The organism is Variovorax xiamenensis, assembly GCF_050916385.1.
In the GTDB taxonomy this organism is placed as follows: Bacteria; Pseudomonadota; Gammaproteobacteria; order Burkholderiales; family Burkholderiaceae_C; genus Variovorax.
Genome location: NZ_CP139038.1, coordinates 6,793,219 through 6,814,433, shown reverse-complemented (window position 1 = coordinate 6,814,433; position 21,215 = coordinate 6,793,219). Strand labels below are relative to the sequence as shown.

The 21,215-nt window shown below is 68.1% G+C and carries 19 protein-coding genes; 9 read left to right on the top strand and 10 right to left on the bottom strand.

Going from position 1 to position 21,215, the window contains the following annotated elements; all coding sequences use genetic code 11:
- Positions 1-8: 8 nt before the first annotated feature.
- The 5 genes from SFB74_RS31375 (at position 9) to SFB74_RS31355 (ending at position 6,067) form a co-directional block, all read left to right on the top strand.
- Positions 9-1,517: a sugar ABC transporter ATP-binding protein gene (locus tag SFB74_RS31375; RefSeq protein WP_432728270.1), complete on the top strand. Its 1,509-nt coding sequence runs from the start codon at positions 9-11 to the stop codon at positions 1,515-1,517.
- Positions 1,514-2,560, top strand: a complete 1,047-nt coding sequence (locus SFB74_RS31370) for an ABC transporter permease (protein ID WP_432728269.1) — start codon at positions 1,514-1,516, stop codon at positions 2,558-2,560. The genes SFB74_RS31375 and SFB74_RS31370 overlap by 4 nt, the downstream gene beginning before the upstream one ends.
- 44 nt (positions 2,561-2,604) lie before the next feature.
- Complete coding sequence (gabT, locus tag SFB74_RS31365; protein WP_432732029.1) at positions 2,605-3,867, top strand: 4-aminobutyrate--2-oxoglutarate transaminase; 1,263 nt, start codon at positions 2,605-2,607, stop codon at positions 3,865-3,867.
- A gap of 19 nt (positions 3,868-3,886) precedes the next feature.
- Positions 3,887-5,350, top strand: coding sequence for an NAD-dependent succinate-semialdehyde dehydrogenase (locus SFB74_RS31360; protein ID WP_432728268.1), 1,464 nt, complete (start codon positions 3,887-3,889; stop codon positions 5,348-5,350).
- Between the two features lie 141 nt (positions 5,351-5,491).
- Positions 5,492-6,067 (top strand): type 1 glutamine amidotransferase domain-containing protein, encoded by a 576-nt coding sequence (locus SFB74_RS31355; protein ID WP_432728267.1) that lies wholly within the window; start codon positions 5,492-5,494, stop codon positions 6,065-6,067.
- Here SFB74_RS31355 and SFB74_RS31350 read toward each other — a convergent pair.
- Positions 6,012-7,253: a citrate synthase gene (locus SFB74_RS31350; protein WP_432728266.1), complete on the bottom strand. Its 1,242-nt coding sequence runs from the start codon at positions 7,251-7,253 to the stop codon at positions 6,012-6,014. The genes SFB74_RS31355 and SFB74_RS31350 overlap by 56 nt on opposite strands.
- A gap of 82 nt (positions 7,254-7,335) precedes the next feature.
- Here SFB74_RS31350 and SFB74_RS31345 point away from each other — a divergent pair, with 82 nt between their 5' ends.
- On the top strand, positions 7,336-8,466 hold the full coding sequence (locus SFB74_RS31345; protein ID WP_432728265.1) for a citrate synthase/methylcitrate synthase: 1,131 nt from the start codon (positions 7,336-7,338) through the stop codon (positions 8,464-8,466).
- Positions 8,467-8,568: 102 nt separating this feature from the next.
- Positions 8,569-9,582: a hypothetical protein gene (locus SFB74_RS31340; protein ID WP_432728264.1), complete on the top strand. Its 1,014-nt coding sequence runs from the start codon at positions 8,569-8,571 to the stop codon at positions 9,580-9,582.
- Here the strand turns inward: SFB74_RS31340 and SFB74_RS31335 are convergent.
- The 7 genes from SFB74_RS31335 to SFB74_RS31305 all read right to left on the bottom strand — a co-directional run bounded on the left by SFB74_RS31335 (position 9,573) and on the right by SFB74_RS31305 (position 18,286).
- Complete coding sequence (locus SFB74_RS31335) at positions 9,573-10,823, bottom strand: phenylacetate--CoA ligase family protein (protein ID WP_432728263.1); 1,251 nt, start codon at positions 10,821-10,823, stop codon at positions 9,573-9,575. The two genes, SFB74_RS31340 and SFB74_RS31335, sit on opposite strands and share 10 nt — an antisense overlap.
- 216 nt (positions 10,824-11,039) lie before the next feature.
- Entirely contained in the window at positions 11,040-11,852 is an 813-nt protein-coding gene (locus tag SFB74_RS31330; protein ID WP_432728262.1) for an ABC transporter ATP-binding protein, read from the bottom strand.
- Positions 11,853-12,023: 171 nt separating this feature from the next.
- Complete coding sequence (locus SFB74_RS31325) at positions 12,024-13,355, bottom strand: ABC transporter substrate-binding protein (protein ID WP_432728261.1); 1,332 nt, start codon at positions 13,353-13,355, stop codon at positions 12,024-12,026.
- Between the two features lie 54 nt (positions 13,356-13,409).
- A complete protein-coding gene (locus SFB74_RS31320) occupies positions 13,410-14,474 on the bottom strand; it encodes a branched-chain amino acid ABC transporter permease (RefSeq protein WP_432728260.1) in 1,065 nt (354 codons plus the stop codon).
- Positions 14,475-14,568: 94 nt separating this feature from the next.
- Positions 14,569-15,498, bottom strand: a complete 930-nt coding sequence (locus SFB74_RS31315; RefSeq protein ID WP_432728259.1) for a branched-chain amino acid ABC transporter permease — start codon at positions 15,496-15,498, stop codon at positions 14,569-14,571.
- Between the two features lie 2 nt (positions 15,499-15,500).
- Positions 15,501-16,334, bottom strand: coding sequence for an ABC transporter ATP-binding protein (locus tag SFB74_RS31310; protein WP_176665110.1), 834 nt, complete (start codon positions 16,332-16,334; stop codon positions 15,501-15,503).
- Positions 16,331-18,286 (bottom strand): AMP-dependent synthetase/ligase, encoded by a 1,956-nt coding sequence (locus SFB74_RS31305; protein WP_432728258.1) that lies wholly within the window; start codon positions 18,284-18,286, stop codon positions 16,331-16,333. Before SFB74_RS31305 ends, SFB74_RS31310 begins: the two co-directional genes overlap by 4 nt.
- 84 nt (positions 18,287-18,370) lie before the next feature.
- On the opposite strand from SFB74_RS31305, the gene SFB74_RS31300 reads away from it, so the two are divergent.
- Together SFB74_RS31300 and SFB74_RS31295 are read left to right on the top strand one after the other, a co-directional pair.
- A complete protein-coding gene (locus tag SFB74_RS31300; RefSeq protein ID WP_432728257.1) occupies positions 18,371-19,150 on the top strand; it encodes a Crp/Fnr family transcriptional regulator in 780 nt (259 codons plus the stop codon).
- A complete protein-coding gene (locus tag SFB74_RS31295) occupies positions 19,147-19,614 on the top strand; it encodes a hypothetical protein (RefSeq protein ID WP_432728256.1) in 468 nt (155 codons plus the stop codon). Before SFB74_RS31300 ends, SFB74_RS31295 begins: the two co-directional genes overlap by 4 nt.
- Positions 19,615-19,647: 33 nt before the next feature.
- Here SFB74_RS31295 and SFB74_RS31290 read toward each other — a convergent pair whose 3' ends face one another.
- Together SFB74_RS31290 and SFB74_RS31285 are read right to left on the bottom strand one after the other, a co-directional pair.
- Complete coding sequence (locus SFB74_RS31290) at positions 19,648-20,868, bottom strand: type II toxin-antitoxin system HipA family toxin (RefSeq protein WP_432728255.1); 1,221 nt, start codon at positions 20,866-20,868, stop codon at positions 19,648-19,650.
- Entirely contained in the window at positions 20,858-21,130 is a 273-nt protein-coding gene (locus tag SFB74_RS31285) for a helix-turn-helix domain-containing protein (protein WP_432728254.1), read from the bottom strand. The genes SFB74_RS31290 and SFB74_RS31285 overlap by 11 nt, the downstream gene beginning before the upstream one ends.
- Between the last annotated feature and the right edge of the window lie 85 nt (positions 21,131-21,215).

Below are 21,215 nucleotides of genomic sequence, written 5' to 3'. Positions count from 1 at the left end.
CGCATTCGATGTCCTCCGCCCTCCTGTTGCAGACCGTCGGCCTCGGCAAGCGTTATCCCGGCGTGCTGGCCCTCGACGCGATGGACTTCGAGCTGCGCGCCGGAGAAGTGCACGTGCTGTTCGGCGAGAACGGGGCCGGCAAGTCCACCCTGATCTCGCTGCTGGCAGGCGCCAACGTACCGTCGGCGGGCGAGATCCGAATGCGGGGCGGGCCCGTGAGATTCGCGAGCGTGCACGACGCGAGGCGCTGCGGTATCAGCGCGGTGTTCCAGGAGTTCTCGCTGATTCCCACGCTCTCCGTCGCGCAGAACCTGAGCCTGGGCGAGGAGCCGCGCAAGGCCGGCATGCTCGACCGCGCGGCGGTGCGCGAGCGGGCCCGCGCGATGCTGGACGACCTGGGCTTCGGGATCGATGTCGACGCGCCGGTCTCGGGCCTCACGCGCGCGCAGCAGCAGATGGTGGAAATCGCCAAGGGCCTGCGCGGCGACGTATCGGTGCTCATCCTCGACGAGCCCACCGCCTCGCTGACCGACACCGAGGCGCAGCGCCTGTTCGAACTGGTGGCGCGGCTCAAGGCGCGCGGCGTGGGCATCGTCTACATCTCGCACCGCATGCAGGAGATCGCGCAGATCGCCGACCGCATCACGGTGCTGCGCGACGGCCGCAAGGTCACGACCGTGGAAGCCGGAGCGGCCAGCGCCGACAGGCTGATCGAGCTGATGAGCGGCCGTGCGATCGAGCAGATCTACCCCCGCATCGCGTCCAACCCCGGCGAGGTGGTGCTGCAGGTCGAAGGGCTGGTCTCGCCCAACGGCGTGCGCGGCGCGAGCCTCACGGTGCGGCGCGGCGAAGTGGTCGGGCTGGCGGGGCTGGTGGGCTGCGGCAAGTCGGAACTGTTCCGCGCGATCTGCGGGCTCGACCCCGTGACCTCGGGCCGCGTGCTGTTCAAGGGCCAGCCGCGCACCGGCGCGAAGGTGCGCCGGATGCTCGACGAGGGCCTCTTCTACCTGCCTCCCGACCGCAAGGGCGAGGGGCTGGTGCTCGGCTTCACCTCGCGCGCCAACATCACGCTGCCGCTGGTGCACGGACCGTTGCGCGGGCACGGCGGCTGGTTGCGCAAGCGCCTTGGCCGCCGGCTTTCCACGGCGGCGGCCGAACGCGTGGAGCTCGCGCCGCGCAACCTCGAGAGGCCGGTGGCACTGCTTTCGGGCGGCAACCAGCAGAAGGTGCTCTTCGGCAAGGGCATGACGCGCGATGCCGCGCTCTATGTATTCGACGAGCCCACGGTCGGCGTGGACATCGGCACCCGCAGCGCGCTCTACGAGGTGATCCGCAAGCTCTGCGAAAGCGGCGCGGCGGTGGTCGTGATCTCGTCCGACCTGCCCGAGGTGCTGCACCTGAGCCATCGCGTCTACGTGATGCGCCGCGGCGAGATCGCCGGCGAGCTGCAGGGCGATGCGATCGGCGAGGCCCGCGTACTCAACCTGTTCTTCGATTCCAGCGAAAGAGAGTCATGACTTCGTCCTCCACCGTGACCGCCAGCGCGGCACCTGCCATCGGCCCCGGCGGCCGTCTCCTCGGGCTGCTGCGCGGCCTGTTCCTGCGCCTGGGCGTGCTGCCCTTCATGCTGGTGATCGCCTTCGCGGTGTTCAGCATGCTGTCCGACCAGTTCCTCACGGTGCAGAACCTCGTGAACCTGCTGCGCCAGTCGGTCTACCTGATCCTGGTGTCGCTGGGCCAGATGCTGGCGCTGGTGACCGGCGGCTTCGATCTTTCGGTCGGCACAGTGATGGCCATCACCTCGGTGGTCTCCGCGCTGGCGATGCAGTACTTCGGCGCTGCCCTGCCCGACGCGACCTGGGTCGTGATCGTCGCGGGCTGCGCCTGCGGGCTGCTTGCCGGCCTGACGGTGGGGCTGATCAACGGCATCGGCGTGGCCTTCATCGGCGTCTCGCCCTTCATCGTCACGCTGGGTGTGCAGTCCATCGGCTTCGGATTCGCGCTGTTCCTCACGGGCGGCGTGCCGGTGTCGGGCATGCCGGGCGAGTTCAGCGAGCTGTTCGGCTTCGGCACGCTGCTCGGCATCCCGATACCGATCCTGGTCACGGCCGTGTGCGTCGCGGGCATGGGCGTGCTCATGGCCCGCATGCCGACCGGCACGCACCTGCTGGCTGTCGGCGGCAACGCCAAGGCGGCCGCGCTCTCGGGCATCGAGACCCGCCGCGTGCTGCTGATGGCCTACCTGCTGTGCGCCGGCCTGGCGGCCGTGAGCGGCCTGCTGCTGACGGCGCGCGTCGAGACCGGCGAAGCCAACCTCGGCGGCACCGTCGCGCTCGAATCCATCGCTGCCTGCGTGATCGCCGGCGTGAGCCTGCGCGGCGGCATCGGCCGGGTGCCGAACGTGGTGATGGGCGCGATCTTCATCGGCCTCGTGCAGAACGGCATGAACCTGGCCAGCGTCGGCTCGTACCTGCAGATGGTGGTGCTGGGCGCGCTGCTGATCGTGGCCGTGGTCGCCGACCAGATCCGCCACCGCATGGTCGCCCCGGGCGGCCATTGAACCTCGACAGAAAAGACAGAAGGAAGGAAACACGCATGACCCTCATGACCAACGCCGCCATCGACGCGCGCCGCATCGCCGCCACGCCGCGCGGCATAGGCATCGGCTTTCCCATCTACGCGGACCGCGCGCTCAACGCCGAGCTGTGGGACGTGGAAGGCCGCCGCTACATCGACTTCGGCTCGGGCATCGCGGTGCTCAACACCGGCCACCGGCATCCGCGCGTGGTCGAGGCGATCCGCGCCCAGCTCGACCGCTTCACCCACACCGCCTACCAGGTGGTGCCGTACGAAAGCACCGTCGCGCTGGCCGAGCGCATCAACAGGCTGACGCCCGGCACCCACGCCAAGAAGACTGCCTTCTTCACCACCGGCGCAGAAGCCGTCGAGAACGCCATCAAGATCGCGCGCGCGGCCACCCGCCGGCCCGGCGTGATCGCACTGGGCGGCGGCTTCCATGGCCGCACCTTCATGGGCATGGCCCTGACCGGCAAGGTCGCGCCCTACAAGACCGGCTTCGGGCCTTTCCCCGGCAGCATCTTCCACGTGCCCGCGCCGGTGGCGCTGCACGGCGTGTCGGTCGAGGATTCGCTGCGCGCCATCGAGCGGCTGTTCAAGGCCGACATCGAGCCGGAGCAGGTGGCCGCGATCATCCTGGAGCCGGTGCAGGGCGAGGGCGGCTTCTACGCCGCGCCGAGGGAATTCGTGCGCGCGCTGCGCCGGATCTGCGACAGCTACGGCATCCTGCTGATCGCCGACGAGATCCAGACCGGCTTCGCCCGCACGGGCAAGTGGTTCGCCATGGAGCATCACGACGTGGTGCCCGACCTCATGACCATGGCCAAGAGCCTTGCCGGCGGCACGCCCCTGTCGGCGGTCTGCGGCAGTGCCGGGGTGATGGACGCTCCCGCACCCGGCGGGCTCGGCGGCACCTATGCGGCCAATGCGCTCGCCATCGCCGCGGCGCATGCGGTGCTGGACGTGATCGAGGAAGAAAGGCTGTGCGAGCGCGCGCAGGTGCTGGGCGACCGGCTCAAGGCGCGCCTCGAGGGGCTGCGCGCAAAGGTGCCGCAGATATCCGACGTTCGCGGCCTGGGCGCGATGGTGGCCGTCGAGTTCGCAGGTGCCGGCGGCGCGCCCGACCCCGAGTTCGCGAAGCAGGTGCAAGCCCGGGCCCGCGACGCGGGTTTGCTGTTGCTGACTTGCGGCGTGCATGGCAATGTGATCCGCTTCCTGTTTCCCCTGACCATCGAGGATGCCGTGCTCGAAGAAGGCCTCGACATCCTTGCCGCTGCCCTGCAGACCTGACCACCCGATCCATCACCTCATGCCCATCCAACTCAAAGACCCGACCCTGCTGCGCCAGCAGGCCTACATCGCCGGCGCCTGGGTGAATGCGGACGACGGCACCACCGTCGCCGTGACCAACCCCGCCAACGGCCGGCAGATCGGCACCGTGCCGATGTGCGGCACCGATGAGACCGCGCGCGCGATCGCCGCCGCCGAAGTCGCGCAGCGCGCGTGGGCGAAGGTGCCGGCGAAGGAGCGCTCTGCCGTGCTGCGCAGGCTCAACGACCTGATGCTCGCCAACGTGGACGACCTCGCGCTCATCATGACCACCGAGCAGGGCAAGCCCATGGCCGAGAGCCGTGGCGAGATCGCCTACGCCGCCTCGTTCATCGAATGGTTCGCCGAGGAGGCGCGCCGCGTGTACGGCGACACCATTCCCGCGCCGCAGGCCGACCGCCGCATCCTCGCGCTCAAGCAGCCCGTGGGTGTGACGGCCGCCATCACGCCGTGGAACTTCCCGACCGCCATGTTGACGCGCAAGGCCGGCCCCGCGCTCGCGGCCGGCTGCGCGATGGTGGTGAAGCCCGCCACGCAGACGCCGTTCTCCGCTTTGGCCTTTGCGGAGCTGGCCGAACGCGCGGGCGTGCCCAAGGGCCTGCTGTCGGTGCTCACCGGCTCGGCCAGCAAGATCGGCGGCGAGATGACGCGCAGCCCCGTCGTGCGCAAGCTCACCTTCACCGGCTCCACCGAAGTGGGCCGCACGCTGATGAAGCAGTCGGCCGACACCATCAAGAAGCTGTCGCTCGAACTCGGCGGCAATGCGCCCTTCATCGTGTTCGACGACGCCGACGTGGATGCGGCCGTCGAAGGCGCGATGGTCTCCAAGTACCGCAACACCGGCCAGACCTGCGTGTGCGCCAACCGCATCTACGTGCAGCGCGGCGTGCTCGAGGCCTTCACGCGCAAGCTCGTGGCCAAGGTCGAGGCGCTGAAGGTGGGCGACGGCACCGAGCCCGGCGTCACGCAGGGCCCGCTGATCGACGCCAAGGCGGTCGAGAAGATCGAGGAGCACGTGGCCGATGCGGTGGCCAAGGGCGGCAAGGTGCTCACCGGCGGCAAGCGCCACAAGCTGGGCGGCCTCTTCTACGAGCCCACCGTGATCGGCGGCGCCACGGCCGACATGCTGTTCGCGCGCGAGGAGACCTTCGGGCCCTTGGCACCGGTCTTCGCGTTCGACACCGAGGAGGAGGCCATCGCCGCCGCGAACGACACCGAGTTCGGTCTGGCCTCTTACTTCTATGCGCGCGACATCGGCCGCATCATGCGCGTGGCCGAGGCGCTGGAATCGGGCATCGTGGGCGTGAACACCGGGCTGGTGTCCACCGCCGAGGCGCCCTTCGGCGGCGTGAAGCAGTCGGGCCTCGGGCGCGAGGGCTCGAAGTACGGGCTCGACGATTTCCTCGAGGTGAAGTACGTCTGCCTCGCGGGGCTCGACAAGTAGCGGCTCGCGGCTGGCGGCTGCACATTCTTCGTGAATGAAGTTTGCCGGCCGTCGAACTGTCCGACAGGCGGAGCCGGCGCCGGACGATGCGGCCGGCGCATGCCGGACCTAGGGTGAAGGGCTTTCAAGGAGATTTCACCCATGCCCAAGACCACCACATCGTCATCCTCGCTGGATGGAATGAAGGTCGCCATCCTCGTGTCAGACGGCTTCGAGCAGGTCGAGATGACCGAGCCGCGCAAGGCGCTCGATCTCGCCGGCGCGCAGACGCGGATCGTCTCGCCCGTCGGGCGCGTGCGCGGCTGGAACCATCACGACCCGGCAGACAGCTTCCCCGTCGACGTGCCGCTGAAGAATGCGAGGCCCGGCGACTTCGACGCACTGCTGCTGCCCGGCGGCGTCGTGAACCCGGACGCGCTGCGCATCGACGAGAAGGCGGTCGCGTTCGTGCGCGCCTTCGTCGAGGCTGGCAAGCCCATCGCGGCGATCTGCCACGGGCCCTGGACGCTGATCGACGCCGGCGGCGTCGAGGGCCGCAAGATGACCTCGTGGCCCTCGCTGCATGCCGACCTGGAGAACGCGGGCGCGCATTGGAGCGACTCGGAAGTCGTGGTCGACCGCGGCCTCGTCACCAGCCGCAAGCCGGACGACCTGCCTGCCTTCAACCGCGAGATGACGAAGGCCTTCGCGCACGCGCGGGAAACCGCGACTCACTGATCGCTTCGGCCGTGCCGGGCATGGGGCCCGTGTAGCGGGCCCTCGGACGGATCAACTGCCCGGCGGTCTGCTGCTCCAGCACGTGCGCAGTCCAGCCGACCGTGCGCGAGAGCGCGAAGAGCGTGAGCGGCGCGCCCGGTGGCAGCTTGTGCACGGCAGCGAGGGCTGCCAGCGCGAAATCGATGTTCGCAGCCTCGCCCAGCAGTCTCTCGCCGATGCCGCGCAATTCCTCGAAGGCGGGCGGCAGTTCGATGTTCGCGAGCAGGGCGCCGCAGCGCGCGTCGCCACCCGGATAGAGCGGATGTCCGAAAGCCGCCAGCGGCCGGTCGTGCGCGAGCCATTCGCGCACCGCGGCCTCGGGGCCGATGTCCGACGCATGGCGCATCAGCGCCTGCACCGCTGCCGATGCGCCGCCATGCAGCGGTCCGGTCAATGTGGAAAGGCCCGTGAGCAGGCAGGCGGCCACCGATGCACCGGTCGATGCCGTCACGCGCGCGGCGAAGGTCGAGGCATTGAGCTCGTGGTCGGCCAGCAGCACCAGCGCGCGGCGCAGGTCGTCGGCGGCGCGGGGCCGGCGCCATGCCGTGACCAGCCGCATGTGCAGCGGCATCTCGCGTGCGGCAGGTGCGGTGCCCAGCATGGCATCGGCCAGCGCGCCGATCACGTCCGCAGCTTCGGCCTGCAGCACGCTGCGCGAGCGGCCGCGCGATGGGAGGTCGGTGGCAGCGCGCGACGCCAGGGCGAGCAGGCCGGCCTGAAGAGGCGCTGCCTGCGTGCCGCCGGGCAAGGTCAGGGCGGACGAAGCCGCGAAACGCGGCGGCGGGCTCTCCCACAGCAGCCCCGCCACATCCTCCAGCGTGGCCTGCTCCGCCAGCACGCAGGCGTCCTGCCCCCGATAGAGCAACCGCCCCTCGGCCACCGTCGAGACCGCCGAGGCCAGCACCGGCTCGCCCCACTGGATCGCCTCGCTCGCCACCGTCTCGACGCTGCGCCGGCCCCGCGCGCGGGCCGCGATGCGCTGCACGTCGTCGCGGTGATAGAGGCTGCGGCGCGGGTCCGCCGCATCGGGCTTGGCGCGGATGCGGCCCCGGCTCACGCTCGCGTAGAGCGTCTGCGGGCGTACCTGCATCAGCTCGAGGGCGTCCGCGGCCGGAAGCCACAGAGGGGCGGTCTTCTTCGTTGTCATGTTGACAGAATAGATCAAGATTGACGTCAATATTCAGCGGCCCAGAATCAATGTCATCGTGACAACCATGGAGCAAAGAGCGATGAACAAGGACGATGGCAGCCTCGAAGGCGTGGTGGCCGCGCATACCGTGCTGTCCGAGGTGGACGGCGAGGCCGGCCGGCTGGTGATCCGTGGCCACGAGCTCGACGAGATCGCGCAGAGCTGGCGCTATGAAGACGTGGTGGGCCTGCTGTTCGAGGGCTTCTTCGACACGCTGCCTTCCGCTTCGGCCCTGCGCCGGGCCGTCGGTCGTGCGCGCCGCGAGGCCTTCGAGCTGCTGCAGCCGAACGACGATGCCCTGCTGCGCCGCATGCCGCCCATCGAGGCCGTGCGCGCGCTGATGGCGCGCCTGCCCGATGGCGACGACCTGCCGACGGCGCTGCGCCTCGTGGCCGCGCCGGCGGTCTACACGGCCGCCGTGATGCGCTGGCGCCTTGGCGTGCCTGCGCTCGCGCCCGACGATGCATTGCCGCACGCCGCCGACATGCTGCGGATGCTGCACGGCCGCATGCCCACGCCCGCGCAGGGTGCAGCGCTCGATACCTACCTCGTCACCGTGTGCGACCACGGCCTCAATGCATCGACCTTCGCGGCGCGCGTGGTCGCGTCGACCGGCGCGGGCCTTGCGTCGGCCGTGCTCGCGGGCATCAGTGCGCTGAAGGGGCCGCTGCACGGCGGCGCGCCAGGCCCGGTGCTGGATGCGCTCGATGCCATCGGTACCGCCGCCAATGCCCGCGCCTGGCTCGAGGAGGCCGTGGCCAGCGGCCAGCGCCTCATGGGCTTCGGCCATCGCATCTACCGCGTGCGCGATCCGCGCGCCGACGCGCTCAAGAGCGCGCTCGCCCGGCTCGGCCAGGAGGGCAGCGTGAACGCCGCGCGCTTCGCGCTGGCGGAGGCGGCGGAGCAGGCAGCGCTGGTAATCCTGCGCGAGAAGAAGCCGGGCCGCGCGCTGGAGACCAACGTCGAGTTCTACACCGCGCTGCTGCTGGAGGCGCTGGGCTTCGGCCGCGAGAGCTTCACCTGCGTGTTCGCAGCGGGGCGCGTGGGCGGATGGGTGGCGCATGCGCGCGAGCAGGTGAAGAAGGGGCGGCTGATCCGCCCGCAGTCGGTCTATGTCGGGCCCTCGCCGCAGGCGCCCGAGGAATCCGGCGAGCCCGCACTCGCGCACTGAGCCTACAGGGGGCGCTCGCCGTCATCCGATACGCTCGCCTTTTCCGCATGCCATGGCCGCGCCGGCCGCGTCATGCGTCGTGAAAGGCGAAAGTATTCCTCCATGACGGCGACCTCTTCCCACTCGCAGGCACTGCGCCTGCCGCGCGACCTCGCGCTCATCACCGTGGCCATCGATGCCGTGATGGTGCTGCTCAACATGGCCATCCAGCTCTGGCCCGACTCGCCCGACAGCGAGCAGCTGCGCAGCACCTATGCGCTGCCGGGCGTGTGGATCCCGATGGTGTTCAGCATCGGCATGGCCTGGGTGCTCGCGGCCGCGCTGGCCTGGAGCCACGGGCGAAATGCGCTCGAGAAGCGCGGCGTGGACAGCGTCGCGCTGCTGCCCCGGCCGCGCATCCGCTACGGTGCGGCATACGTCGTGGTGCTGCTGCTGAACTTCTATGCGCTGAGCCCGCTGCTGTACGACCTGCAGCTGCTCTTCATGCCGGGCGGTCGCCTGCATGAGGTGCTCGGCTACACCTCCATGCGCGCGGCGATGCCGGTGTTCATGTTCCTGCAGTCGGTGGCCCAGTTGATCGTGCTGGTGCTGGGCGTTTGGCTGGCGGCCTGGGTCGCGCTGAGGGCCGGCCGTGCCGAGCCCTCCGGATCGCAGGGCGGCGAAGTTCCGGCGGTCGGCGCCTCGCCGCGCCGCGCGGTGGCACTGGTCGGTGCTTCGGTGTTCGCGTCGCTGCAGATGTGGAGCGGCGCGGCCGTGAGCCGCTGGAGCTCCATGTCGCACGGCCTGGACGACGCCGGGCTGCTGGTCGCGTGGGTGGTTCCGCCGCTGGCGGCCTTCGCGCTCGCCTTCTGGGGCGGCTGGCTGGGCGCGACGGCCGGCCTTTCGAGGGTGCGGCCCTTCAGGGCCGTGGGGGCTTCGGTGCTGGCTTTCGCGCTGGTGCAGGTGCTCTGCATCGCCATCGCGCTGGCGTGGCTGGCGCTGGCGGTGTGGCTGCACGGCTTCAACAGCGCGGGCAGCCTCGTCGGCTTCGCGCTGGCGCTCGTGCTGGTCTACACACTGCTCACGGTGGTGCTCACGCGCGCCACCGCGCGCGGGCTGTACCGCCGTTACTTGTAGCTGCGCGCGTCCTCGATCACCTTGCCGTCGTTGGGCAGCGAGCCCGCGCCCACCACGGAGACCTCGCCGCGCAGCTTGGTCACCTCGCGGATGACGGCGCTCACGCGCGCCTCCAGCCCCTCGGGCGCGGCGCCCGCGCATTCGAGCTGCAGCGTCATCTTGTCGTCGCCCATCTCGCCCGCGACGACCAGCCGTGCGCGCTGCACCTCCGGAAAGCGCCGCGCGATCTCCGCCACCTGCGAAGGGTGCACGAACATGCCGCGCACCTTGGTGGTCTGGTCGGCGCGGCCGAGCCAGCCCTTGATGCGCTTGTTGGTGCGCCCCGTGGGACATGTGCCCGCGAGCACGGCCGAGAGGTCGCCGGTGCCGAAGCGCACCAGCGGGTAGTCGGGGTTGAAGGTGGTGACGACGATCTCGCCGACCTCGCCGTCGGGCACCGGGTCGCCGGTACCGGGCCGCACGATCTCGACCAGCACGCCCTCGTCGAGCACCAGGCCTTCGCGCGCGCTGGTCTCGTAGGCGATGAGGCCGAGGTCGGCGGTGGCATAGCACTGCGTGCCCTTCACGCCGCGCGCGGCGATCCAGTCGTGCAGGCTCGGCGGAAAAGCCTCGCCGGAGACGAGCGCCTTGGTGAGCGAGGGCAGCTTCAGGCCTTTCTCCTCGGCCTTCTCCAGCAGGATCTTGAGGAAGCTCGGCGTGCCCGCATAGCCTTCGGGCTTGAGGTCGACCATGGCCTCGAGCTGCTGCTCGGTCTGGCCGGTGCCGCCCGCGAACACGGTGCAGCCCATGGCGCGCGCGCCGCTTTCCATGATCGAGCCCGCGGGCGTCATGTGGTAGCTGAAGCTGTTGTGGATCAGCTCGCCGCTTCGGAACCCCGCCGCGTGCAGTGCACGCGCGGTGCGCCAGTAGTCGCGCGCCTCGCCCTCGGGCTCGTAGATGGTGCCGGGGCTCGCGAACACGCGCGGCATGCGCGGGCCGCGCACGATCGACGAGAAGCCGCCGAAGGGATCGTCCGCGCGGCGCGCCTTCTGCAGGTCGAGCAATTCCGATTTGCGCGTGACCGGTAGTTTCGCGAGCGCCTCGCGCGTGGTGACGTCGGCGGGCTTCACGCCGTCGAGGATCTTCGCGAAGGCAGGGGCAGCCGTCTGCGCCTGCGCGATCTGTTTCGGCAGCTCGGCCAGCAGGTCGCGTTCGCGTTCGGCGGGGTCTCGGATCTCGAGCTTGTCGTAGTGGTCGGTCATGTCCGTACCCTTCGTGTTTTGGTTCAGTTCTTCACTGCCGATGCGTTCGGGGCATGTGCCGGCGGTTCGACCGCTGCGTCCATCGATCACGACGATGGGGTGCCTTGCGCAGCGAAATAAAGGAGGAGGCCGCAGGCCGGGGGACATTCGCGGAGCAAGGTACCCCGTCGGCGTGATCGCGCCCTGAACGGCAACGCAGCGAAAACGTCAGGAGAATCAAGCCAGCCACCTCTTGCGCCGCTTGTAGCTCTTGACGTCGCGGAAGCTCTTGCGGTCCGCGCCGCCGACGCCGAGGTAGAACTCCTTCACGTCCTCGTTCTCTCGCAGGCTCTTCGCCTCGCCGTCCATCACGATGCGGCCGTTCTCCAGGATGTAGCCGTAGTCGGCGTAGCGCAGCGCCATGTTGGTGTTCTGCTCGGCCAGCAGGAAGGTCACGCGCTCCTTGGCGTTGAGGTCCTTCACGATCTCGAACACTTCCTCGACGATCTGCGGCGCGAGGCCCATCGAGGGTTCGTCGAGCAGCACCATCGTCGGGTTGGCCATCAGCGCGCGGCCGATGGCGCACATCTGCTGCTCGCCGCCCGATGTGTAGGCGGCCTGCGAGGTGCGCCGCGTCTTCAGGCGCGGGAAATACGCATAGACCTTCTCCAGCGTCTGCTGCACCGCGGCCTTGCCGTCGGTGCGCGTGTAGGCGCCGGTCATCAGGTTCTCCTCGATGGTCAGGTGGGCGAAGCAGTGGCGGCCTTCCATCACCTGGATCAGCCCGCGCTTGACCAGCTCGGCCGGCGACAGCGCCTCGATGCGCTCGCCGCGCAGCTCGATGGTGCCCTTGGTGACCGCGCCGCGCTCGCCAGCGAGCAGGTTGCTCACCGCGCGCAGCGTGGTCGTCTTGCCCGCGCCGTTGCCGCCGAGCAGCGCCACGATGCCGCCGTCGGGCACTGTCAGCGACACGCCCTTGAGCACCAGGATCACGTGGTTGTAGATGACCTCGATGCCGTTGACGTTGAGGAGGATGTTGGGTTCGCTCATGGTGTGGTCCGAAGCATTTGAAAAAAACAAGAACATCGTTCTTTCAGATGCCCGCTTGGCCCGCCGCCCTTCGGGGAACACCGCGGAACCGGCTTTGCCGGGCCGCAGGTGTTGCCCCCTGCAAGGGGGTGGGCGAAGCGACACGAAGTGCGCGCAGCCTGGGGGGTTAGCTCAAGATTGGCAATCCGCTGCTTCGCGGCGTGTCAGCTTCTTCTCGCCCGCATACTTGTCGGCCGCTGCCTTCACCATCGGCTTGATGATCTGCTCGTCGGCCTGGTACCAGTCGGACATGTCGCCCCACTTCGCGCCGTCCCAGGTATGCACGCGCGCCCAGGTCGAGCCCATGTGGTCCTGGCACGAGGTGCTCACCGGGCGCATCACGCCCGAGAAGCCCAGCGCGTCCAGCTTCTTCTGGTCGAGCGCGAGGTTCTCCATGCCCCAGCGCACCTGCTCGCCGGTCATGACCTTGCCCTTGCCGAAGCGCTCCTGCGCACGCTTCACGGCCTCGACGGTCAGCATCTGGATGATCACGCCGCGCGTGTAGAGCACCGAGCCCACTTCATCCTTCGGACCGGTGCCCTGGCCCTTGTCGTGCACCTGCTTGAGGATGTCCTGGATCACCTTGGGCTGGGTGCCCGAGGTGTTCAGCGCCAGCGCGTGATAGCCCTTGGCATTGGCGCCCACGTCCTTCACGTCGGGCTCGGCGCCGGCCCACCACACGCCGTACATCTTCTCGCGCGGGTAGCCGGTGGCCACGGCCTCCTTCAGGGCGGTGGAGTTCATCACGCCCCAGCCCCACAGCAGCACGAAATCGGGGCGCTGCTGGCGCACCTGCAGCCACGCCGACTTCTGCTCCACGCCCGGCGCGGTCACCGGAATCAGCGAGAGCTCGAAGCCGTTCTGCTTCGCGCGCTCCTGCAGCAGCGGAATCGGCTCCTTGCCGAAGGGCGAGTCGTGGTAGACGAGGGCGATCTTCTTGCCCTTGAGCTTGTCCATGCCGCCTTCCTTCTTCCCGATGTGCTGGATCAGGATGTCGGCCGCGGTCCAGTAGGAGCCCATCAGCGGGAAGTTCCACTTGAAGACGCCGCCGTCCTGCGAGGCGGCCAGGCCGTAGCCCAGCGTGATGAGCGGAATCTTGTCGGTGGGCACCTTGTCGGTCAGCGCGAAGGTGATGCCGGTGGCCTGCGGGTCGAAGAGCGCGACGCCCGGGCGGCCCTTCAGGCGTTCGTAGCACTCCACGCCCTTGTCGGTGGCGTAGCCGGTCTCGCACTCCTCGTACGAGATCTTCACGCCGTTGATGCCGCCGGTGGCATTGACCAGCTTGATGTAGTCCTGCTTGCCGTTGGCCCAGGGCGTGCCGTTGGGCGCGTAGGGGCCGGTGCGATACACCAGCAGCGGGAAGAACTGCTCCTTGGCCTGCGCGCTGGCCATCGATGGCGCAAGCGCCGCGCCGAGGGTGCCGGCCACCAGGGCGGCGGTCAGAGCGAGCGATTTCAGTTTCATGCCTGTCTCCTTTGTGGGCACCTCGGTGCCGGGTTTTCTACGAACGGGAACTCATCAATGAGGGAAGGGCCACAGCCGCAGCTTCTCCTTGGCCGTGGACCACAGCCGCGCGAGGCCGTGCGGCTCGACGATCAGGAAGAACACGATCAGCGCGCCGAAGATCATGGTCTCCAGGTGCGAGGCCAACGCGGTGGAGATCGAGAAGCCCAGCCAGCCCGGCAGCTGGTTGAGCAGCAGCGGCAGCAGCACGATGAAGGCGGCGCCGAAGAAGCTGCCCATGATCGAGCCGAGCCCGCCGATGATCACCATGAACAGCAGCTGGAACGAACGGTCGATGCTGAAGGCCGCCGGCTCCCACGCGCCCAGGTGCACGAAGCCCCACAGCGCGCCGGCCACGCCGACGATGAAGCTGCTCACTGCGAAGGCCGTGAGCTTGGCGTACACCGGGCGGATGCCGATCACCGCGGCCGCCACGTCCATGTCGCGCATCGCCATCCATTCGCGGCCGATGGCGCTGCGCACCAGGTTCTTCGCCAGCAGCGCGAACACCGACACGAAGATCAGGCAGAACAGGTACTTCTGTGCCGGCGATTCGATGGGCACGCCGAACACGTTGAGCCCCGCCACGCTCACCGAGCCGGAAGAAGAATTGTTGGTGAACCACTGGATGCGCAGGAAGGCCCAGTCGGTGAAGAACTGCGCCGCCAGCGTGGCCACCGCGAGGTACAGCCCCTTGATGCGCAGGCTCGGAATGCCGAACAGCACGCCGATTACCGTGGCGCACAGGCCGCCCAGCAGCAGCGATGCGATGAGCGGCATGCCCTCGATGCGCACCTGGAAGTTGTAGGCCGCATAGGCACCCACCGCCATGAAGGCGCCCGTGCCCAGCGAGATCTGGCCGCAGTAGCCCACGAGGATGTTGAGGCCCAGCGCCGCGAGCGACAGGATCAGGAAGGGCGTGAGGATGGCGCGCATCCAGTAGTCGGACACGCCCAGCGGCACCACCACGAAAGCCACCAGCAGGAGCACGAGGATCGCGATGCGGTCCTGCGCGATCGGGAAGATCTGCTGGTCGGCGCGGTAGCTCGACTTGAATTGGCCGTTTTCTCTGTAGAACATTTTCAGACCCGATCGATGATCTTTTGGCTCCGGCCCGCTTCGCTTGACTTGCTTCGCAAGTTAGCCTGCACCGAAAAATTGTTGATCTCGTATTTCATACGCGATCAATAATTTTTTCGCCGAAGAGTCCTTGCGGACGGACCAGCAGGAACACCAGCGCGAGAACGTAGGCGAACCAGATCTCGATGCCGCCACCGAACATCGGCCCGAGATAGATCTCGGAGAGCTTCTCGCCCACGCCGATCAGCAGGCCGCCGATGATGGCGCCCGGGATCGAGGTGAGACCGCCGAGGATCACCACCGGCAGCGCCTTCAGCGCCACCAGCGACAGCGAGAACTGCACGCCCAGCTTCGACCCCCAGATGATCCCGGCCACCAGCGCCGAGAAGCCGGCCACCGACCACACGATCACCCAGATGCGCTTCAGCGGAATGCCAATGGACTGCGCGGCCTGGTGGTCGTCGGCCACCGCGCGCAGTGCGCGGCCGGTGGCGGTCTTCTGGAAGAAGATGGCGAGCACCACCACCAGGCCCGCCGCCACCAGCGCGGCGATCAGGTCTTCCTGGCTCAGCAGCAGCCCGCCCTGGAAGGTGTTCTCCAGCACCATCAGCGGTTCCTTGGGCATGCCCACGTCGATCTTGTAGATGTCGTTGCCGAAGATGGTCTGGCCCACGCCGTCGAGGAAGTAGGCGATGCCCAGCGTGGCCATCAGCAGCGTGATGCCCTCCTGGTTCACCAGCTTGCTGAGCGCGAGCCGCTCGATCAGCCAGGCGACGACGACCATCACCGCCATGGCCGCAACGAAGGCCAGGATGTTCGCGAGGATCTGGCTTTCGAAGCCGAACCACTGCGGGAACCATTCGGCGAAACGCGCCATCGCCAGCGCCGCGAACAGCACCATCGCGCCCTGCGCGAAGTTGAAGACGCCCGAGGCCTTGTAGATCAGCACGAAGCCGATGGCGATCAGCGAATACAGCATGCCCACCATGAGGCCGCCGAAGAGGGTTTCGAGGAAAAAGCCCATGATCAATGTTCCACGCCGAGGTATGCCCGGATCACGTCTTCGTTGTTGCGCACCTCGTCGGGCGTGCCGTCGCCGATCTTCTTGCCGTAGTCCAGCACCACCACGCGGTCGGAGATGTCCATCACCACGCCCATGTCGTGCTCGATCAGCACGATGGTCGCGCCGAACTCGTCGTTCACGTCGAGGATGAAGCGGCTCATGTCCTGCTTCTCTTCCACGTTCATGCCGGCCATGGGTTCGTCCAGCAGCAGCACCTGCGGCTCCATCGCGAGCGCGCGGCCGAGGTCCACGCGCTTCTGCAGGCCGTAGGGCAGGCGGCCCACGGGCGTCTTGCGATGCGCCTGGATCTCGAGGAAGTCGATGATGTGCTCGACGAACTCGCGGTGCGCGAGCTCCTCGCGCTCGGCCGGGCCCCAGCGCAGCGCCTGCGCGAACAGGCCGCTCTTCATCTTGAGGTTGCGGCCCGTCATGATGTTGTCGAGCACGCTCATGCCCTTGAAGAGCGCGAGGTTCTGGAAGGTGCGCGCCACGCCCATCTCGGCCACTTGGCGCGAGTTCATGTGCTTGAAGGTCTTGCCGCGGAAGGTGATGGAGCCCTGCTGCGGCCAGTAGACGCCGTTGATGCAGTTCAGCATCGAGCTCTTGCCCGCGCCGTTCGGCCCGATGATGGCCCGCACCTCGTGCTCGCGCACGTTGAAGCTGATGTCCGTCAGCGCCTTCACGCCGCCGAAGCTCAAGCTGATGTTCTGCACATCGAGGATGACCTCGCCATCTTTGCGGCCGCCTCGAGTCGTTGTTGCAAGCATGGATGCCTCGGTGAGGTTGTGCGCGTTCATGCGGCCGCCTTGATCAACGGAAAGCGCTTCGCGTCGACGATCTTCAGCGTGGCACTCACCGAGCCCGTGCGTCCGTCCTCGAACTTGACCTGGGTCTCGATGAACTGCTCGGCCTTGCCGCCGTAGAGCGCGTCGACCAGCACCGCGTACTTGTCCGCGATGAAGCCGCGGCGCACCTTGCGCGTGCGGGTGAGCTCGTCGTCGTCGGGGTCGAGTTCCTTGTGCAGCACGAGGAAGCGCGCGATCTGCGTCTCGCCCATGCCGTCTTCCGCGGCGAGGTCGGCGTTCACCTTGGCGATGCACTCGGCCACCAGCGCGAGCACGTCGGCCTTGCCGGCCAGGTCCACGTAGCCGCCGTAGGCCAGGCCCCGGCGCTCGGCCCAGTTGCCCACGGCCTCGTAGTCGATGTTGATGGCGGCGCAGACCTCGTTGCGGCCGTTGCCGAAGCACACGGCCTCCTTGATCTGCGGGAAGAACTTGAGCTTGTTCTCGATGTAGTTGGGCGCGAAGATCGCGCCGCTCACGAGCCGGCCCACGTCCTTGGCGCGGTCGATGATGCGCAGGTGCCCCTCGCTGTCGAGCACGCCCGCGTCGCCGGTGTGGAAGTAGCCGTTCGCGTCCAGCACCTCGGCGGTGGCGTCGGGGCGCTTGTAGTACTCCTTGAGCACCGACACGCCGCGCACCAGCACCTCGCCGTCTTCGGCGATCTTCAGCTCGATGCCCGGCGCGGCCGTGCCCACGGTCTGCAGCTTGACCTTGCCGTCCTGCTGCAGGCACACGTAGGCGCAGGTTTCGGTCTGGCCGTAGAACTGCTTCAGGTTGACGCCGATGGAGCGGTAAAAGCGGAACAGGTCGGGCCCGATGGCCGCGCCCGCGGTGTAGGCCACGCGGATGCGGCTCATGCCCAGCACGTTGCGCAGCGGGCCGTAGATCAGCAGGTCGCCCAGGCGGTACATCAGGCGGTCGCTCGTGCTCACCGGCGCACCGTTGAGGATGTCCGCGCCCACGCGCTGCGCCAGCGCCATGAACTTCGCGTACAGCCAGCGCTTGGGCGCGGCCGCGTCTTCCATGCGGATCGACACGGCCGTGAGCAGCCCTTCGAAGGTGCGCGGCGGGCCGAAGTAGTAGCTCGGGCCGATCTCGCGCATGTCGTTCATCACCGTCTCGCTCGACTCGGGGCAGTTGAGCGTGAAGCCACCCACCAGCCATTGCGCCACAGAGAACAGGTGGTCGCCCACCCACGCCATCGGCAGGTAGCTCATGATGTTGTCGCCGGGGCCCAGCCTGTCGGTCTCCACGCCGCCGCGGCCCGCCGCGATGAAGCTCGCGTGCGTCTGGCACACGCCCTTGGGCCGGCCGGTGGTGCCGGAGGTGTAGAGGATCACGCCCACGTCGGTGGCTTCGCCGCTGGCCACCGCGCGGTCGTAGTAGCCGACGTTGCTCTTGTCGAACTCGCGGCCCAGCGCGCGCAGCTGCTCGTGGCTCATGAGGCCGGGCTGGTCGTAGTGGCGCAGGCCCTTGGGGTCGTCGTAGATGATGTAGCGGATGCCCGGCTGCTTGCCCTGCTGCATCTCGCGGCACTCGAGCAGCTTGTCGACCTGCTCCTGGTCTTCGACGATCACGAACTCGATGCCGGCGTCCTGCAGCATGAAGACCATCTCGCCGGCCACCGCGTCCTGGTACAGCGGCACCGGCACGCCGCGCAGGCTCTGCGCCGCGACCGCCGCCATGTACAGGTGAGGCCGGTTGGCGCCGACGATGGCCAGGTTGTCGAAGGGCCTGAAGCCCAGGCTCGCGAGGCCGCAGGCGGTCTCGCGGACTTCCTGCGCCACGGCGCTCCAGCTCCAGGTTTGCCAGATGCCGAGGTCCTTCTCGCGCATCGCCGGCGCCTCGGGTTGGGCCTCGGCGTGCGCGAGCAGCAGACGGGGAAAGGTAGGGGCGGGTGTTTGCACAGTGGGCGGATCGTAGGTCTCACTTTGACGCCCGCTTGTCGTTCCAACGACAATCCTAGGGACACTACTCCCCGGAGTTTCCCGATGCCTCACGGCAATCCCAACCACAACAGTGCGCTCGGCGGTTCGACCATCAGGGACCGGGTGCGCCCGGCCAATGCGCAGGAGCTCGAGGGCATCCCGTGGCTGCCCACGCTCACGCCCGCCGAGCGGCGCCGCGCCGAAGCGGCCCTAGTGGTCGGCGAGGCCGAGCCCGGCGACCTGGTGTGCCGCGTCGGGCGCTCGCCCACCTACTGGTTCGGCGTGGTGGAAGGACTGCTCAAGATGAGCAACGACAACGCCGACGGCGGCTCCGTCACCTACACCGGCGTGCCGCCCGGTGGCTGGTTCGGCGAAGGCACGGTGATGAAGCGCGAGCCCTACCGCTACAACATCCAGGCGCTGCGGCGCAGCCTGATCGCCGGCCTGCCGATCGAGAGCTTTCACTGGCTGCTCGACCACTCGATCGGCTTCAACCGCTTCGTGATGAACCAGCTCAACGAACGGCTCGGCCAGTTCATCGCGGCACTGGAAATCGACCGGCTCAACAACCCCGACGCGCGCGTGGCGCGCAATCTCGTGTCGCTCTTCAACCCGGTGCTGTACCCGGGCGTGGGCGAAGTCCTGCGAATCACGCAGCAGGAGCTGGCCTACCTGGTCGGCCTCTCGCGCCAGCGGGTCAACGAGGCGCTGAACGCCCTGTCGGCGCAGGGGCTGATCCGCGTGGAGTACGGCGGGCTGCGCGTGCTCGACCTGCCAGGCCTGCGCGCGACCGCGATGTCGAACAGGAAGAGCCAGCCAACGCCAACGGAAAAGAAATCATGACCAACCTGTCCGACAAGCTGCAGATCGTGCCCGCGAACGCGGAGGCCGCGTTAATTCCGCCACCGGAGCCGCCCAAGGCGAAGACCGAAGACGCAGGCCCCACGCTGGAAGAGGCGATCGCACGCAACGAGGCCCTCGCCGAGAAGATCGAGGCGCTCGACGCGGTGCTGGCCAAACCGCTCAACGAGATCCTCGCGGACCGCGAAAAGGCCGAGGAGGCAGCGCTCGCATGGGACCGCTTCGGCGCGATGTGGATGCTCTCGCAACGCGCGATGCGCCGCGTGGCGCTCGACCTCGCGGCGCAGCTCGGCGTGAGCGAGGAGGAAGTCGTGGCGCGCGCCATGGCCAATGCCAACGCGGTGCTCAACGGGGCGGACGAGGTCGACCTCGGCGGCACCATCGCGCCGGCGCAGATGCAGCACATCGCGCGGCATCGCAACTTCCTGAGAAAACAGTTCCGCTAGGAGCTGGAGCCCGCGAACGGATGGTCTCGGCGGCTACCGCGCCCTGGCGTGGATCATCCCGTCGGTCCACGTGTCTCGCATCTTCAGCAGCAGGTCTTTCGGGATTCGCTGGTCGCCGCGCGCCTGGTCCAACGTCTTTCGCATTCCGTCGGCGATTCGCTCGAGAACGACAGCAGGCTTTGCGACCCCGCATACCTTGCTGCCGAACAGCAGCAGTTCCTCGGTCGTCGGATAGGCTTTCGTTCGGCCTTTGCCGGCGAAGAGCTTCAGCGCCAGTGTGCGGTCTTCCAGTTCGGGACCGCCTTCATAGCGCGTGTACCTGTAGATCGCGGTGGTCACCACGTCGAACATCGGTGCCAGGCGGCAGTCCGTCGGCGAGGTGTACAGCAGGCCGTAGTTCTTGAGGTGGCCGTCGCCGTTGCGCACCATGACGCTGAATGCCACCTGCTCGAAGAAGCGCTCGAGGTTCTCGCTGGGCAGCTGGAGGTATTGCATCAGCTCGGCGATGCGCTGGTAGCTCCCTTGGTACTTCCGGTCGGATTGGATGTCACGCACCCGAAGGTTCATCAACGCCGCGATGTCTTCGAAACCGATGCGAGACCCATCCGCCGCGATGTCGAACCGGTCGACCAGCAGCAGTTGCCCATCGTCCGAGAGGTCGAACGTGGGCGTCTCGATCCCGGCGTGGCCCGCGGCCGTCAGGCACATGAACTCGTTGGCCGACAGGCCCGGATAGGACGGTGCGGCGGCCTTCACGATGATCGTGGGCACAGGGAGGGTGACCCGGTCCGGCACCATGATCTTCGGCTGCATGCCGGCAATGCCGGCACCCGTGCTCAGGTACGCCCTTACCAGTTCGTCGAACACCTCGGGCGTGTAGCGGGTCCCTAGCAAGGTCTTGCGGTCGATGATCCGGGGCGCTGCTAGCGGCTGGGCCCCCGGCAGCCGGAAGCCCAGCCGCCCGATACCGTTGGACCCGATCACCGCGAGCAGGTGCATCGGCGTGAGCTGCTGCTTGGGGAACATCGCGCGCAGGCGCAGGTACAGGTCGCCTTCGGGCAGGTTCTGGTCCATGACGGCGAAGAGGTCGCCATCCTGATATGTCGGCCGCGCCGGCGGCATGAGCAGCGCGACAGCGGGCTGATCCGGGCGGCCGTCGAGATACCGGAACTCGTAGACCGAGTGCCTGAGCAACTGCCCGGCCGACGCGCCGGCGATCTCCACGTCGAGCTGCTTGATCTTTTCAGGAAGCATCGTCGTCATCCTGTCCGAAGCGCTGCGTGACTTCCTCCAGCGTCGGCATGCCCAGGCGTTCCAGGCGGATCGTGAGATCCATGGCGCGCAGGATGTCGAAAAGCGAGGCGAGGGTGATGTCTTCCCCTCGTTCCAGGCGGTAGAGGACGTTGCGCGCGCGGCCTGAGCGTGAAGCGATGTCGGTCGCCTTCAGGCGGTTTTCTTTTCGCGCGCGCTTGATTGCCTGTCCAAGCTCGATGGGAAGCCTGATTTTGTCCTGCATACGCCACATTTTGTGGTGGGAAGGAAAAAATGTCCATCAAAGAGGACATTCATGCAAGTTCACTGGCTGCTGCTGCAGGACTCCG